The organism is Pseudomonas sp. 18058, assembly GCF_902706155.1.
Taxonomy (GTDB): domain Bacteria; phylum Pseudomonadota; class Gammaproteobacteria; order Pseudomonadales; family Pseudomonadaceae; genus Aquipseudomonas; species Aquipseudomonas rustica.
This window is the reverse complement of record NZ_CACSJY010000003.1, coordinates 107,285-123,133: the sequence shown is the minus strand read 5'-3', so window position 1 is coordinate 123,133 and position 15,849 is coordinate 107,285. Positions and strand designations below refer to the sequence as shown.

Annotated in this window: 14 protein-coding genes and 1 pseudogene; 9 read left to right on the top strand and 6 right to left on the bottom strand. The window is 59.8% G+C overall.

Annotated elements, in window-relative coordinates:
* Positions 1-127: 127 nt before the first annotated feature.
* The 3 genes from GVL50_RS02795 to GVL50_RS02785 all read right to left on the bottom strand — a co-directional run bounded on the left by GVL50_RS02795 (position 128) and on the right by GVL50_RS02785 (position 2,694).
* Positions 128-2,065, bottom strand: coding sequence for a methyl-accepting chemotaxis protein (locus tag GVL50_RS02795; protein ID WP_159811664.1), 1,938 nt, complete (start codon positions 2,063-2,065; stop codon positions 128-130).
* A gap of 99 nt (positions 2,066-2,164) precedes the next feature.
* Positions 2,165-2,467, bottom strand: a complete 303-nt coding sequence (locus GVL50_RS02790; protein WP_053116699.1) for a cell division protein ZapA — start codon at positions 2,465-2,467, stop codon at positions 2,165-2,167.
* Complete coding sequence (locus tag GVL50_RS02785; RefSeq protein WP_159811663.1) at positions 2,464-2,694, bottom strand: hypothetical protein; 231 nt, start codon at positions 2,692-2,694, stop codon at positions 2,464-2,466. The genes GVL50_RS02790 and GVL50_RS02785 overlap by 4 nt, the downstream gene beginning before the upstream one ends.
* A 251-nt stretch (positions 2,695-2,945) precedes the next feature.
* Here GVL50_RS02785 and GVL50_RS29380 point away from each other — a divergent pair.
* The 5 genes and pseudogenes from GVL50_RS29380 to selO all read left to right on the top strand — a co-directional run.
* Positions 2,946-3,692, top strand: a pseudogene (locus tag GVL50_RS29380) (MCP four helix bundle domain-containing protein); the annotation flags it as partial.
* A 30-nt stretch (positions 3,693-3,722) separates the two neighbouring features.
* Positions 3,723-4,595: a methyl-accepting chemotaxis protein gene (locus GVL50_RS29375; RefSeq protein WP_371925898.1), complete on the top strand. Its 873-nt coding sequence runs from the start codon at positions 3,723-3,725 to the stop codon at positions 4,593-4,595.
* 275 nt (positions 4,596-4,870) lie between these two features.
* Positions 4,871-6,613: a potassium/proton antiporter gene (locus tag GVL50_RS02775; protein ID WP_053116696.1), complete on the top strand. Its 1,743-nt coding sequence runs from the start codon at positions 4,871-4,873 to the stop codon at positions 6,611-6,613.
* 34 nt (positions 6,614-6,647) lie between these two features.
* Complete coding sequence (gene mscK / locus GVL50_RS02770) at positions 6,648-10,001, top strand: mechanosensitive channel MscK (RefSeq protein ID WP_159811661.1); 3,354 nt, start codon at positions 6,648-6,650, stop codon at positions 9,999-10,001.
* Positions 10,002-10,049: 48 nt separating this feature from the next.
* Complete coding sequence (gene selO / locus GVL50_RS02765; RefSeq protein ID WP_159811660.1) at positions 10,050-11,513, top strand: protein adenylyltransferase SelO; 1,464 nt, start codon at positions 10,050-10,052, stop codon at positions 11,511-11,513.
* A 6-nt stretch (positions 11,514-11,519) separates the two neighbouring features.
* Here the strand turns inward: selO and GVL50_RS02760 are convergent, their stop codons facing one another.
* A complete protein-coding gene (locus GVL50_RS02760) occupies positions 11,520-11,882 on the bottom strand; it encodes a type II toxin-antitoxin system PemK/MazF family toxin (protein ID WP_159811659.1) in 363 nt (120 codons plus the stop codon).
* Positions 11,882-12,151 carry an AbrB/MazE/SpoVT family DNA-binding domain-containing protein gene (locus tag GVL50_RS02755; protein WP_159811658.1) on the bottom strand — a complete coding sequence of 90 codons (270 nt, stop codon included), beginning with the start codon at positions 12,149-12,151 and terminating at the stop codon, positions 11,882-11,884. Before GVL50_RS02755 ends, GVL50_RS02760 begins: the two co-directional genes overlap by 1 nt.
* Positions 12,152-12,386: 235 nt before the next feature.
* On the opposite strand from GVL50_RS02755, the gene trxC reads away from it, so the two are divergent.
* Complete coding sequence (gene trxC / locus GVL50_RS02750) at positions 12,387-12,821, top strand: thioredoxin TrxC (RefSeq protein WP_159811657.1); 435 nt, start codon at positions 12,387-12,389, stop codon at positions 12,819-12,821.
* A 131-nt stretch (positions 12,822-12,952) separates the two neighbouring features.
* On the opposite strand, the gene GVL50_RS02745 is transcribed toward trxC, so the two are convergent.
* Positions 12,953-13,723: a ParA family protein gene (locus GVL50_RS02745; protein ID WP_053116690.1), complete on the bottom strand. Its 771-nt coding sequence runs from the start codon at positions 13,721-13,723 to the stop codon at positions 12,953-12,955.
* A 356-nt stretch (positions 13,724-14,079) separates the two neighbouring features.
* On the opposite strand from GVL50_RS02745, the gene GVL50_RS02740 reads away from it, so the two are divergent.
* Genes GVL50_RS02740 through GVL50_RS02730 form a run of 3 tightly spaced genes read left to right on the top strand, consistent with a single transcriptional unit; the run spans position 14,080 to position 15,846 of the window.
* On the top strand, positions 14,080-14,805 hold the full coding sequence (locus GVL50_RS02740; RefSeq protein ID WP_053116689.1) for a beta-ketoacyl synthase chain length factor: 726 nt from the start codon (positions 14,080-14,082) through the stop codon (positions 14,803-14,805).
* Positions 14,781-15,605 (top strand): 1-acyl-sn-glycerol-3-phosphate acyltransferase, encoded by an 825-nt coding sequence (locus GVL50_RS02735; RefSeq protein ID WP_159811656.1) that lies wholly within the window; start codon positions 14,781-14,783, stop codon positions 15,603-15,605. The genes GVL50_RS02740 and GVL50_RS02735 overlap by 25 nt, the downstream gene beginning before the upstream one ends.
* Entirely contained in the window at positions 15,571-15,846 is a 276-nt protein-coding gene (locus GVL50_RS02730; protein WP_159811655.1) for a phosphopantetheine-binding protein, read from the top strand. The genes GVL50_RS02735 and GVL50_RS02730 overlap by 35 nt, the downstream gene beginning before the upstream one ends.
* Positions 15,847-15,849 lie beyond the last annotated feature (3 nt).

The following is a 15,849-nucleotide window of genomic DNA, read 5'->3' as shown; positions in this document are numbered from 1 at the left end:
TTACTGACACCGCATTCGCGAGCAAGCCCGCTCCCACAGGGTTCGGTGGTGTTCACACATCATGTGAACCTGCCGCAATACCTGTGGGAGCGGGCTTGCTCGCGAAGCGGCCCGACCTGACGATGAATCAACTCAACCTGAACCCACCCATCTGCCGCGCCAAATCATCCGCCAGTTTCTGCAGCATCTGACAATCCTCGCGACAAGCGCGAACCTCCCCCGCCGTCGCCCGCGCCAGATCAGAAATCCCCTGCACGTTGCGGTTGATCTCCTCCGTCACCGCCGACTGCTCCTCGGTCGCCGTCGCCACCTGATGGTTCATGTCGCTGATGCGCTCGACCTGCCCGGTAATCGCGGTCAAAGACGCGCCCGTACGCTGACTCGACTCAACCCCGGTCCCCGTCGCCGCTTGCCCGGTACGCATTGACGACACCGCGTTCTCCGCGCCCTGCTTGAGGCTGCCGATCATTTGCTGAATCTCGTCAGTGGAGGCCTGAGTCCGCCGCGCCAACGTGCGCACTTCATCAGCAACAACGGCAAACCCACGCCCCATATCCCCGGCACGCGCCGCTTCAATCGCCGCATTGAGCGCCAGCAAATTCGTCTGCTCAGACACCCCGCGAATCACCGCCAACACCGAGTCAATCGATGCCACTTGATGCGCCAGTTCACCCACTGCGCCCGCCGCCAGGCCAATTTCGTCCGACATGCTTTCGATATGCCGGATCGACCCGCCAACATCTTCCCGCGCCTGCATCGCTTCATCCCGCGCAGTCTGCGATGCGAGCGCCGCGTTGCCGGCGTTTTGCGCAATCTCCTGAACCGTCAGGCCCATTTCGTGAACCGCGGTGGCAACCATGTCAGTCATTTCCTGCTGACGACCGGAGCGCTCAGCAGTGTTCTCAACCACTTTCGCCACCTGCCCCACCGCCGTGCGCAGACGCTCGCTGGTGGTCAGCACTTCCGCGATCATGCCGCGCTGACTGTCGAGGAAACGGTTGAAGCCGCGCGCCAGATCACCCAGCTCATCAGCACGGCTGGAATCTAACCGATGGGTCAAATCTCCCCCGCCGCTACCGATTGCTACCAGCGCCGCTGTTACCTGACGAATCGGTCGCACCAGCCCGCGCGCCAGCCACACCACCAAGGCCAGGCACACCAGCGCTACAGCCAGACCGATGCCGCCACTCATCCACATCGCTTTGCGCGCTTCGGCGTAGATTTGCGATTGCGGCACTTCGGCCACCAGCGTCCAGCCCAAATCACGCAACGGCAGGCTGAAGGCCAGATAGTCTTCGCCATCGCGCTGGAAGCTACTGTTCGTGGCAATTTTTTGACCCATGACCGCTTGCGCTGCCGCAGCACCAATCTGCTCCGTAAGCGTGCGTTTGCCACTGAACTGCGCTTCAGGATGCACCTGAATCAAACCGTCGGAACGCACGAGATAGACCTTGCCGCGCTCGCCGAAGCTGAAGTTGTGAATCAGCTCCGACAGCTCTTTCATGCTCAGCCCGAGACCGGCCACACCGACCACTTTGCCGGCCTGTTCCACCTTCAAATCGATGAACAGCGCCAATTCTCCGGTGGCGCCATCGTTGTCGATATTGAGGGTGCGCGACTGGTTGCTGTCGAGGAAGGAATAGAACCAGGCATCGGCCGGCTTGCTTCGACTGAGGGTGCGATCCAGGCCTTTTTCGGTGATGTAATGATTGGATTCGGTGCCAATGATCAAAGCCGTAAAAGCCTTATGTTCGGCGCGGATGCCTTCCAGATACTGCGCGAAGCCCGCCGTTTTGCTGTTGTCTTCGCCAGACGCCAACCAGTCACGCACCATGGTGTTGCTGGCAATGTCTTTGGCGGCGGTGAGGGGCTGGACGAGGATGCGTTCGATGTCGTTGCGCGTCGCTTCGATGCTCGACGGCAAGGCTTGTTCGACCAGATAGCTCTGGGCGAGACGGTTGACCACCAGGGTATAAATGCCAACCACGATCAGGATACTGACCAGCAGAGCGGTGCCCATGCTGAGGATCAGTTGCCATTGGATACTGCGTCGCCACAACTGCATGGAGCACCCCCAAAGAATAAGTGGCGGAAGCAATGCAACAGCCGTGCCGATTGTATACAACCCGATCGACAATCTATTCTTTGGTTGTGCGCAACGCCGTCAACCCTGATTGATGGTCTTGGCGATGGTGTCGACCGTGGCGCTGACTTGCTCTTGGTAACGGTCGAGTTCTTCCTGATGCTGCTTCTTCATGTCGATCTGCTGCGAGCACAGATTCATCGCGGCCAGCACCAGCAAGCGATCACCGATCAGCGTCGGGTATTTGCGTTTGGTGTCGGCCAAAGCGGCTTTAAGCATCAATGCTGCGTCCAGCAGGGTCTGTTCTTCCCCGGCCGGTGCCTTGATCGAATAGTCCTCCCCGAGAATGGAGATGACTTTTACCCCTGCTGTGCCGTGGTTCATGCGCTGACGGGACCGGCGTTGACGCGATCAACCAGCGCCTGAATGCGGGCGGCGGTGGTGCCGTGCTTTTCTTCCTGTTCCATCAGGCTCAGTTGCAGGCTTTCGTTTTCATCCTTGGCCTGAGCCAGTTCGGTGGACAGGTTCTGATTGGTTTGCGCGAGGGTCTGGTTCTGCTGCACCAGGTCGCTGACGAGCTGTTCCAATTGGCTGAGGGATGCTTCCAACATTTTGATCTTCCAGGCATTTTCAAAGGGCGCGTACGATAAAGAAAAGTCACCACGGATGCCAGGGTTAAACCGGCGCAACGCCTTGATTTTCCTGGCGGGCGAGCGTTCCCGCGAGCTTTAAAGACTGTGATTTGCCGATCTTGTTCCTGCACTTCGTCGCCGAGCGCCCTCTGCGACAAATAAGCGCAGCCCCTCAAGACTTTAGTCGCATGACCGATAAGTCATCCATTCAGCAGTTTTAGCCCGCATGGATGCGGCCCTTCTCGGTACCCTCCATGTCCCTTCGCAATATGAACATCGCCCCACGGGCGTTCACCGGTTTCGCCCTGATTGGCGCATTGATGTTGATCCTCGGCGTATTCGCGCTCAATCAGATGAGCAAAATTCGCGGCGCCACCGAAGACATCACCAACAGCAGCGTGCCGAGCATCAAGAGCCTCGACGAATTCACCCAACTGACCCTGCGCCTGCGGGTGCTGTCGTACCGTTTGCTGGTCAACCGCGAACCGGACGTGCAGCAGAAAACCATGGACTTGCTGGACATGCGCAACCAGCAGATCCGCAAGGCCCAGAGCGATTACGAGCCGTTTATCAGCAGCCCCGACGAACGTGCGGCGTACGATCAATACGTGCAGTTGCTGAGCCAGTACCGCCAGATCGAAGACCGGATGAGAACCCTGTCGCGCAACAATCAGGTGGATGAACTGCGCAACCTGCTCAACACCGACTTGCTGACCAACTCCGAAGCGGTCAACACCGTGCTCAACCGTTTGCTGGAGATCAATACCCGGCAAACCGTCGATACCAATCAGCAAGCGGCGGATCAATATTCTTCGGCGTTCGACCTGGTTGTCACCCTGCTGGTGATTGCGACGGGGCTGACGTTGTTGTTCGCCTGGCTGCTGACCGCCAGCATTACCAAGCCAATCGCCAAGGCACTGGAAGCGGCGGAAACCATCGCTGAAGGCAACCTGACGCAGCCGATTCAGGTCGATGGCAGCGACGAAGCCGGGCGTTTGCTGGCAGCGATGGCGAAGATGCAATCGAAGCTGCGTGACACTTTGCAGCGGATTTCCGGGTCGGCCACGCAACTGGCGTCGGCAGCGGAAGAACTCAACAGCGTCACCGACGAAAGCGCGCGCGGCCTGGTGCAGCAGAACAACGAAATCGAACAAGCGGCCACCGCGGTCAACGAAATGACCAGCGCCGTGGAAGAAGTTGCGCGCAACGCGGTGAGCACCTCGGAAGCCTCGAAGAACGCCACGACCTCGGCCGGCGATGGTCGTGATCTGGTGCAGGAAACCGTCAGCGCCATCGAACGCATGAGCGCCGATGTGCAGAGCACAGCATCGTTGATCGGTGATCTGGCCAATGAATCCCGAGACATCGGCAAGGTGCTGGATGTGATTCGTGGTCTGGCGGATCAGACCAACCTGCTGGCGCTGAACGCGGCGATTGAAGCGGCGCGCGCCGGTGAAGCCGGTCGTGGTTTTGCGGTGGTGGCGGATGAAGTGCGCGCCTTGGCGCATCGCACGCAGCAGTCGACGAGCGAAATCGAGCGGATGATCTGCAGCATTCAGAGCGGCACCGAACACGCGGTGGATTCGATGCGCAACAGCACCGAACGCGCGGAGTCGACGTTGAACATTGCTCGCGGCGCTGGGATGTCACTGGATACGATCAACACTGCCATTGTTGAAATTAACGAGCGCAATCTGGTGATCGCCAGCGCGGCGGAAGAGCAGGCGCAGGTGGCGCGGGAAGTGGATCGTAACCTGGTGAATATTCGGGATTTGTCGGTGCAATCAGCGACCGGGGCGAATCAGACGAGCGCGGCGAGTAATGAGCTGTCGCGGCTGGCGCTGGATCTGAACAACATGGTTGGGCGGTTTAGCCTCTGACTCACTGATCAAAAGCAAAAGCACCCTCACCCCAGCCCTCTCCCAGAGGGAGAGGGGGAAAGGGAGCAGATTGGGGGCCTTTCAGATTTTGAGTTCGACTCGATATTGCAAGTCGGCGTACCTCGAACAGACACCTCGGTCAGTCCCCTCTCCCTCTGGGAGAGGGCTAGGGTGAGGGTTTTTTTGACAGCATCACATTTCAACAGGTTAGAATCGCTGGCACGCAGACTGCATGGTCAGTTTGTGCCCGTCTTTACGCTTCTGGAGTACTGCCTTTGAATGCGACGACCATCAACAGCCTGTTCTTGATCGGCGCGTTGCTGGTAGGTGCAAGCATTCTCGTCAGCTCACTCTCCTCCCGTCTCGGCATTCCGATTCTGGTCATTATCCTCGCAGTCGGCATGGCCGCCGGGGTTGATGGCGGCGGGATCATTTTCGACAACTACCCGACGGCCTATCTGGTCGGCAACCTCGCACTCGCGGTGATCCTCCTCGACGGTGGCTTGCGCACGCGGGTCTCGAGTTTCCGCGTGGCGTTGTGGCCGGCGTTATCGCTGGCGACGGTCGGGGTGTTGATCACCACCGGGCTGACCGGCATGGCCGCCGCATGGCTGTTCGACCTGAACCTGATCCAAGGCCTGCTCATCGGCGCCATCGTCGGCTCGACGGACGCCGCAGCGGTGTTCTCCTTGCTCGGCGGCAAAGGCCTGAACGAACGGGTTACGGCCAGCCTGGAAATCGAATCCGGCAGCAACGACCCGATGGCGGTGTTTCTCACCGTGACCCTGATCGACATGCTCGCCAGCGGCCAGACCGGCCTGCACTGGAGCCTGCTGACCCACCTGATCCGCGAGTTCGGCATCGGTGGCGTGATCGGTCTTGGTGGTGGCTGGCTGATGCTGCAACTGGTCAACCGCATCAACCTGGCTGCCGGTCTCTATCCGATTCTGGTGATCGCCGGTGGTCTGGTGGTGTTCGCCCTGACCAACGCCTTGCACGGCAGCGGTTTCCTTGCGGTGTATCTGTGCGGTCTGGTGATCGGCAACCGCCCGGTGCGCAGCCGTCACGGAATTTTGCACATGCTCGACGGCATGGCGTGGCTGGCGCAGATCGGCATGTTCCTTGTGCTGGGGCTGCTGGTGACGCCGCACGATTTGCTGCCGATCGCACTGCCCGCTCTGGGTCTGGCGCTGTGGATGATTCTGTTCGCGCGACCGCTGTCGGTGATGGTCGGTCTGCTGCCGTTCAAAGCCTTCCATGGCCGCGAAAAAGCCTTTATTTCCTGGGTCGGCCTGCGCGGCGCGGTACCGATCATTCTCGCGGTGTTCCCGCTGATGGCCGGGCTGCCGAATGCGCAGCTGTACTTCAACCTCGCCTTCTTTATCGTGCTGGTGTCGCTGTTGGTGCAGGGCACAAGCCTGCCGTGGGTCGCCAAATTGCTGAAGGTGACGGTACCGCCAGAGCCTGCGCCAATTTCCCGGGCGGCGCTGGAAGTCCATGTCACCAGCGAGTGGGAGCTGTTCGTTTATAAGCTCGGCGCGGAGAAATGGTGCATCGGTTCACCCCTGCGTGAGCTGAAAATGCCCGAAGGCACCCGCATCGCTGCCCTGTTTCGTGGCCAGCAACTGCTCCATCCGTCGGGTAGTACGGTGCTGGAAGTCGATGATTTGCTGTGTGTTATCGGCCATGAACACAACTTGCCGGCCCTCGGAAAACTGTTCAGCCAGGCGCCACAACGTGGCCTCGATCTGCGTTTCTTCGGTGACTTCGTGCTCGAAGGAGACGCCCAGCTTAAAGCGGTTGCAGCGCTGTATGGCCTGCCGGCCGAGGGCATCGATCCGGACATGACCCTGGGCGCCTTCATCGCGCAGAAAGTCGGCGGCGCACCGATCGTTGGCGACCAGGTCGAGTGGAACAACACCCACTGGACGGTTGCGGTCATGGACGGGAACAAGATCGGCAAAGTGGGCGTCAGATTCCCCGAAGGAAGTCGCCCGGGCCCCGGACTCTTCCTCTAAACTGCGTCCACTATCACTTGCTTGACCGGTCTCTATGCCTACCCTGCGCTCCTTTTTCGCCGCGGCCCTGCTGGGCCTGAGTCTTACTGTCGGCCCGCTGTATGCCGCCGAACCACCGTCCAGCGATGCCGTCCAGGCCAGCCTGGACAAACTTGCCGACAGCAAACTGCCGGATGCCGACAAAAAGACCCTGCAAACCGTCCTGCAGAACACGCTCAATCAGCTGAACAATCAGCGTGATTACGAGCAGAAACTGATCGACCTCAAGCAGCAACTGGCGACCGCACCCAAGCAGACCATCGAAAACGCTCGCGAACTGACGCGCCTCAAAGCCACGACCGTGGTGCCGGTGGCGCAGCGCTTCCCCCGCGAATCGATCACGCAACTGGAGCAGATCCTCACCGACCGCTCCACTCAGCAAAGTGACCTGCAAAAAGCCCTGGCCGACGCCAACAGCCTGATCATCACCGCGCAGACGCGCCCGGAGCGCGCTCAGGCGGAAATCTCCGCCAGCCAGACGCGCATTCAGCAGATCAACAACATCCTCAAGTCCGGCAAGGACGCGGGCAAATCCGTCAGCGCCGAGCAGCGTGATCAACTCAACGCTGAACTGGCGGCGCTGAACGCGCTGATCCCGTTGCGCCGTCAGGAGCTGGCCGGCAACAGCCAGTTGCAGGATCTCGGCAACGCTCAACATGACTTGCTCTCGGAAAAATCCGACCGCCTCGACCGCGAGATTCAGGAGCTGCAAACCCTGATCAACCAGAAGCGTCTGGCGCAGTCGCAGGAAACCGTGACCCAGCAATCGATCGAAGCGCAGAAGGCCGGCGGCAGCAGCCTGCTCGCCAGCGAAAGCACGGCCAACCTCAAGCTCTCCGACTACCTGCTGAAAAGCACCGACCGCCTCAACGAAGTCACCCAGCAGAATCTGCAGACCAAACAACAACTCGACAGCCTGACCCAAAGCGATTCCGCCCTCGACGAGCAGATCAACGTGCTCAAGGGCAGCCTGCTGCTGTCGAAGATTCTCTATAAACAGAAGCAAGCCCTGCCGCGCCTGAAGGTCGACCGCGACCTGGCCGATCAGATCGCTGACATTCGTCTGTATCAGTTTGAAGTCAGCCAGCAGCGCGAACTGCTCAGCAGTCCGACCACCTACGTCGACAATCTGCTCGCCACCCAGCCGCCGGAACAAGTCACCCCGCAACTGCGCAAAAGCCTGCTGGATCTGGCCAACACCCGCGCCGACCTGCTGGAGCGGCTGAACCGCGAACTGAGCGCGGTGCTCAACGAATCGATCACCCTGCAGCTCAATCAGAAACAACTGCTGAGCACCGCGCAAAGCCTGCGCGCGACCCTCGATGAGCAGATGTTCTGGATTCCGAGCAACAAGCCGCTGGATCTGGAGTGGATGCGCAGCGTGCCGGAGCGCCTCAAGCGTCAGGTCGACACGCTGCCGTGGGCTTCAAGCCTCAGCGAATTGACTGATGGTCTGACCCAGCGACCACTGCTGTTCCTGCCGTTGGCGCTGCTGATCGGCGCCTTGTTGTGGCGCCGCAAAAGTCTCTACGGGCGCCTGAACAAGGTTCACCAGGACATCGGTCACTTCAAGCGCGACAGCCAGTGGCACACGCCGCAAGCGATCCTGATCAACATTCTGTTGGCGATGCCGGTGGCACTGGCGCTGGCCCTGTGTGGTCTGGCCTTGCAGATCGACGCACGCGGACAGAACGCCAACATGGGCGCGGCGCTACTGCAAATGGCGCAGGCGTGGCTGGTGTTTTACACCGCGTACCGGATTCTCGCGCCGGCCGGCGTGGCCGAGCTGCACTTCCGCTGGGAGAAACCGCAGGTTGAATTCCTGCGCGGCTGGATCCGCCGGCTCGGTCTGGTGGTCATGGCATTGGTAACGATTGTCGCTGTTGCCGAACTGCAACCGGCGGCACTCGCCGACGACGTGCTCGGCATGCCGGTGGTATTGACCTGCTACGCCTTGATGGCGTGGTTGCTCAGCCGTCTGCTGATCAGCAGCCCGGCCCACGAAAACACTTCGCTGTTCCGCAAAGCCGTCGGCGTGATGTTCACGGTGCTGCCGATCGCCCTGTTCGTCGCGGTGTGCTTCGGCTACTACTACACCGCGCTGAAACTCAGCGACCGCTTGATCAACACCCTGTATTTGCTGATGTTCTGGCTGGTGATCGAAGCCACTTTCGTTCGCGGCCTGAGCGTTGCTGCACGGCGTCTGGCCTACCAGCGCGCACTGGCCAAACGGCAGGCGGCGAAAGAGGCTGGCGACGGCGAAGCGGTGATCGAAGAGCCGACGCTGGACATCGAAAAGGTCAACGAACAGTCGCTGCGCCTGATCCGTCTGGCCCTGCTCGGCGGCTTTATTGCGGCGCTGTACTGGGTCTGGTCGGATCTGATTTCGGTGTTCTCGTACCTCGACAACATCACCCTCTACGAATACACCAGCGGCACCGGTGCCAACATGAGCATGGTGCCGATCAGCATCGGCGACATGCTCGGCGCGTTGATCATCATCGGCATTACCTTCGCCCTCGCGCGCAACTTGCCGGGCTTGCTCGAAGTGTTCGTGCTGTCCAAGCTCAATCTGGCGCAGGGCAGCGCGTACGCGACCACGACGCTGCTGTCGTACGTGATCGCCGGTGTCGGTTTCGTCTCGACGCTGTCGACCCTCGGCGTCAGTTGGGACAAGTTGCAATGGCTGGTGGCGGCGCTGTCGGTCGGTCTCGGTTTCGGTATGCAGGAGATCTTTGCGAACTTCATCTCCGGCATCATGATCCTCTTCGAACGCCCGGTGCGGATCGGTGACACCATCACCATCGGCAACCTGTCGGGCACGGTGAGCAAGATCCGCATCCGCGCCACGACCATCACCGACTTCGACCGCAAGGACATCATTGTTCCGAACAAGACGTTCATTACCGGGCAGTTGATCAACTGGTCGCTGACCGACACCATCACCCGCGTCACGCTGAAACTCGGCGTCGATTACGGCTCCGATCTGGATCTGGTCAAGGAACTGCTGCTCAAGGCTGCCCGCGAGAATCCGCGCGTGCTCAAGGAACCCGAGCCGCACGTGTATTTCCTCAACTTCGGCGAAAGCACCCTCGACCATGAGTTGCGCATGCACGTGCGCGACCTCGGCGACCGCAACCCGGTGCTCGATGAGGTCAACCGCTTCATCAACCGCGAGTTCAAGAAGCAGCACATCAACATCTCGTTCCGGCAGATGGAGGTGTACCTGAAGAATCTGCACGGTCAGGAATACAAGATGGTGCCGATCGAACCGGAGACGAAAACCATCGTGCCGGTCGCCGACGATCAGAAACCGTTGCAAGAGCCGCCGCCGGCCAAACTCGACTAACCGGTCTATTCCCAGCAGAATGCTCGGACATTCTGCTGGAGCAGGCCCTTGAAAGCCCTCGACGAACTGACCTTCGACAATCGCTTCGCCCGCCTCGGTGACGCGTTTTCCGCCCACGTGCTGCCCGAGCCGATCGACAATCCGCGTCTGGTGGTTGCCAGCCCGGCGGCGCTGGCGTTGCTGGATCTCGACCCAGCCACCGCTGAAACCGAGGAATTTGCCGAACTGTTTGGCGGCCACAAGCTGTGGGCCGATGCCGAGCCGCGCGCGATGGTCTATTCCGGGCATCAGTTCGGCGGCTATACGCCGCAACTGGGTGATGGTCGCGGACTGCTGCTGGGCGAGGTCTACAACGCAGCGGGCGAGCATTGGGACTTGCACCTCAAGGGCGCTGGTCAGACGCCGTTTTCGCGCATGGGCGATGGTCGCGCGGTGCTGCGCTCGTCGATCCGCGAGTTCCTCGCCTCCGAAGCGCTGTTCGGGCTGAATATTCCATCCTCACGCGCAGCCTGCGTGATTGGCTCCGACACCCCGGTCTGGCGCGAAAAACAGGAACGCGCGGCGATGGTGCTGCGTCTGGCGCCGAGCCATATCCGCTTCGGCCACTTCGAATATTTCTATTACACCAAACGCCCCGAACAGCAGAAAGCACTCGGCGAGCACGTGCTGGCCATGCATTTCCCGGAATGCCTTGAGCAGCCGGAACCGTATCTGGCGATGTTCCGCGAGATCGTCGAGCGCAACGCCGAACTGATCGCCAAATGGCAGGCCTACGGCTTCTGCCACGGGGTAATGAACACCGACAACATGTCGATCCTCGGCATCACCTTCGACTTCGGCCCATTCGCCTTCCTCGACGACTTCGACGCTAACTTCATCTGCAACCACTCGGATGATCAGGGCCGCTACTCGTTAAGCAATCAGGTGCCGGTCGGCCAGTGGAACCTCAGCGCATTGGCCCAGGCACTGACGCCATTCATCAGCGTCGAAGCCCTGCGCGAAACCCTCGGCTTGTACCTGCCACTGTTCCAGGCGCACTACCTCGACCTGATGCGCCGCCGCTTCGGCTTCACCAGCGCAGAAGACGACGACCAGAAACTGCTCGAAGATCTGCTGCAACTGATGCAGAACAGCGGCGTCGACTACACGCTGTTCTTCCGTCGACTTGGCGAGGACTCACCTCAGCAGGCAGTCGCTCAGTTGCGCGACGACTTCGTCGACATCAAAGGCTTCGACGCCTGGGGCGAACGCTACGTCGCCCGGGTTGCCCGCGATGGCGTTCCTGATCAAGAACAGCGCCGCGCGCAGATGCACGCGGTTAACCCGCTGTACATCCTGCGTAATTATTTGGCGCAAAAAGCTATCGACGCGGCGGAGCAAGGGGATTACTCAGAGGTACGCCGGCTGCACGCGGTGCTGAGCAAACCGTTTGAAGAACAGCCGGGGATGGAAGGTTATGCCGAGCGGCCACCGGAGTGGGGGAAGCATTTGGAGATTAGTTGTTCTTCGTGAGGCGTTTCAGCTTAGCGGATCGATTGCACTGATCACACGGTCGACAATGTCAGACATTGTCACGTCATCCAGTCGCTCAATGAATTTGGCCGTGCCGTCTCGCACCCGTTGTTCGATGTCAAAACTCCGAACCTGATTACACACCGCTACTCCATTGGTTTCGTGGCCAGTAATGGCCACTGCCAAACCCAAATTCCGGCTGAAATTCCCACCACTAGTAACAGGCACCGTCATGCTTACACCCAATGCGTTGATTTCTCTGGGCGTAATCACCACAAAGCGATGCCTGTCCTTCATTTCCCGCCCTGCGACGGGATTTGGATCAATCCAGTAGACGTCACCCCGCTGTGGAGGCTGTCTGCGCACCATCAACCCAGCTCCCGGCCAACAGGGCCACCATCAAGAGCTTCAGCAGTCTGGACGTTCAGTTTCTGCAATTCCTCTGCGCCTTCGAGTAACTCGGACAAGCTATAACGCTTACGAGCAGGAGGCGCAGCGGGACGGGCAATCAATTCACCGTCAACGACGTTGAGTTCAAGCTGTGCCCCCACCTCTAAATGCAATAGCTTCAACAGCGTCGGCGGAATTGTAATGATGGCAGCGCCACCTTGGCGGCGAATTTTGGAAGTTACGGACATTATGTCGCTCCGATTTGATGCAGAGAGATCATCGAACTCTCGGTTAGTGCAACAAAAGTAGCACGCAGATAAAGACAAAGCGATCTCCTCACGACAAGCGTAAAACGCTGAATTGGCCTTCAGACTAGCCACCGATCCCGGAATGCTTTGAGAAAACTGTGAGCAGTTGAGACATTGATAAATTGGCAGATCGACTCCAAATCAGCTCTATAGACTGCCTATTAGAGAACCCATCATGACCAACCCACTCCTCATCCCCTGCCCCGCCTGCAACGGCCTCAACCGCATCCCGCCCGAGCGCCTCGCCGATCAACCGAAATGCGGTCGCTGCAAATCCCCGGTGCTATTGAGCAAACCCTTCGAACTCAAGCAAGGCGATTACGCCAGTCAGATCAAGGGTGATCTGCCGTTGCTGGTGGATGTCTGGGCGGAGTGGTGTGGGCCGTGCAAGTCGTTTGCGCCGGTGTTCGAGCAGGCGGCGGTGCAGTTGGCGGGCAAGTGCCGGTTGGCCAAGCTGGATAGCGAGGCGAATCAGCAGTTGTCGGCGCAGTTGGGGATTCGCTCGATTCCGAGTTTGATTCTGTTCAAGAACGGCAAAGAGCTGGCACGGCAGAGTGGCGCGTTGCCGCTGCCGCAGTTGCTGGCGTGGCTGCGTAGCCAAGGCATCTGACACACCGTAGATCGAATGTGGGAGCGAGCCTGCTCGCGAAAGCGTCCGTTCAGTCAACATATGTGTTGAAAGTACCGACCTCTTCGCGAGCAGGCTCGCTCCCACAGGGGATTTGTGGATTGTTTGAAAGATCAGTGCCCTTCGATCAGGTTGTGCAGTTCGACAAATTGCTGGGTCAGTTTGTGTCGCGGATCGAGGTGGATCAGCGGCGTGCTGGCCTGATGGGATTCGCGCATGCGCACCGAGCTGGTCAGGTACACCGGCAGCACCGGCAATCCCTCGGCAATCAACTCATCGAGAATCTGCTGCGGCAGGCTGGCCCGGGCCTGGAACTGGTTGACCACGATGCCTTCAACTTCCAGACCTTCGTTGTGATCCTCTTTCAACTCTTCGATTTCCGCGATCAGCCCATACAAGGCCTGACGCGAGAAACTGTCGCAATCGAAGGGAATCAGCACACGATCAGCGGCAATCAGCGCTGATACCGCGTAAAAGTTCAGCGCCGGCGGCGTATCGAGGTAGATCCGGTCGTAATCCTCGGACAGCTCATCAAGCAACTTACGCAGCTTGTTGATCTTGTGCTTGGCCTCAAGTTTGGGCTGCAAGTCGGCCAGTTCGGCGGTGGCGGTGATGATGTGCAGGTTGTCGAACGGGGTTTCGTAGATATCCGCCTGGTTTTTCTTCGAGAACGGCCCGGAAGACAGCGTCTGCTTGAAGAAATCGGCAATGCCCATCGGGATGTCGTCGCCGGTAAGCCCGGTCAGATACTGAGTGGAGTTGGCCTGGGCATCGAGATCCACCAACAACGTGCGATAACCCTCGCTGGCACTGACCGCCGCCAGATTGCAGGCAATGCTGGATTTGCCTACACCACCTTTCTGATTGAACACCACGCGCCGCATGACAAAACCTCCGTGTATCAAAGAATGACCGAGTGTAGATGCGCGCGGCCTCGCTTCGCTACCTCATCGGACATGGACTACACAGTCAGGTGCAAACTTCCGTCTGCAGTCTCAGTAAAAACTGCCGACGATTGACGAGATCCCCGACAGACAGGCCCGCGCCAATCTGGATAATGGCCAAATGACAGTTTTACCGCGAACCAGCCAGTACATTTCATTGCGCAAAATGTAACCAGCATTTGCTACACGCCCGTCGCACCGGGATAATGCGCGCCACCCGGCGCCAAGCGCCACGCCAAGTCCGCTGCGGCTTTGGTGGCTAAATGCGTCAACAAAAGCCCGCAGGGGCGGGATGAATGTCCGTGATCAACTTCAACATCGCCCAATGGCGCGCGTGGGCTCCCGGGCTCGACAGCGTGGACGCCTGGCAGGCCTGGAGCCGACAACCGGTCGTGCTTCAGAGCAGTGATGCCGCGCCCGATGTGTCGTTTTTACCGGCCATGCAGCGGCGCCGTCTCAGTCGACTGGCGCGGATGGCGTTCAGCGTTGGCTGGCCACTCGCCGACGGGCGGGAAAACCTGCCGTTGGTATTTGTCTCGCGCCACGGCGAAACCCCGCGAACGTACGAAATTCTCAGCGATCTGGCCACCGACCAGCCGCTATCCCCCACCCAGTTCAGCCTGTCAGTGCACAACGCGATCATCGGTCTGTGGTCGATCATGCGCGGCGAAACCAGCGAAATGACCGCCCTTGCCGCAGCGGGCGACGGCCTCGAACACGGCATGCTCGAAGCGGCGGCACTGCTGAATGAAGGCGCCCCGGCCGTGTTGCTGGTGATCACCGAGGAACAACCGCCGCAAGCCTATTCGCAGTGGATCGATGACGTGCCGTTCCCTTACGCGCTCGGCCTGCTGCTCACCCCCGGTACCGACTGGCGGCTGACCCTGAACAGCACCCCGCAAGCACTGTCCAAATCGGACTGGCCCCACGCGCTCAATCTGTTGCGTACCCTGCTCGGCCAGCAAACCCTTTGCCAACATGCCTGGAAAAATCGTGTATGGACCTGGCAACGCAACCCGTGACCGAGAAAAACCGCGACGCCTATTACTGGCGGTTGCTGGCCACCGCCGCAAGCTTCGCCCTGTTCGGGCTCGGCGGGCTGTGCCTGCGCCTGGTGGTATTCCCGATTCTCGGCTGCCTGCCCGGCGACGCGCTGGTTCATCGCCAGCGTGCGCGGCAGATGGTCAGTCGGCTGTTCTGGTTTTTTGTGCAGTTCATGGCCCGCACCGGCGTGCTGACCTACGACATTCAAGGCGCCGAACGCCTCGGCCGACCGGGGCAAATGATCATCGCCAACCATCCGTCGCTGATCGACGTGGTGTTTCTGATCGGCCTGGTGCGCCAGGCCAATTGCGTGGTGAAGAAAAGCCTGTGGGAAAACCCCTTCACCCGTGGCCCGCTGCGCCGTACCGAATACATCAGTAATGACGGCAGCATGGACATGCTCGACGCCGCCGCAGAATCATTGCAAAGCGGCCAGAGCCTGATCATTTTCCCCGAAGGCACCCGCACTCAGCCGGGCCAGCCGCCTGCCTTTCATCGGGGCGCCGCAGCCATTGCCCTGCGCGGTGCGAAAATCCTCACACCCGTGATCATCAAGGTCAACCCGACCACCCTGACCAAAGCCGAGCCGTGGTATCGCATCCCGCGCCGTCGTGTGCACTTCAGTTTTCGGGTCGGGGCCGATATAGATCCACAGACCTTCGCCGCGCAGGGGCCCGCCCCGCAAGCCTCGCGCAAGCTCAACGATTATTTGCATTCTTACTTTATCAAGGAGCTCGCCGAAGATGAGCGAACTGAACACCCCTTGCCTGGTGCGTGACATCAAACTGCTGATCATCGATGCCCTCGGCCTCGAAGACATCAGCGCCGACGACATCGGTGACGAACAAACGCTGTTCGGTGAAGGCCTGGGCCTGGATTCCGTCGACGCGCTGGAATTGGGTCTGGCGATCCAGAAAAAGTACGGCATCAAAATCGACGCCGACGCCAAAGACACCCGTAACCATTTCACCAACGTGGCGAGCCTTGCGGCCTTCGTCACGGCAAAACAGGCAGCTTGAGAC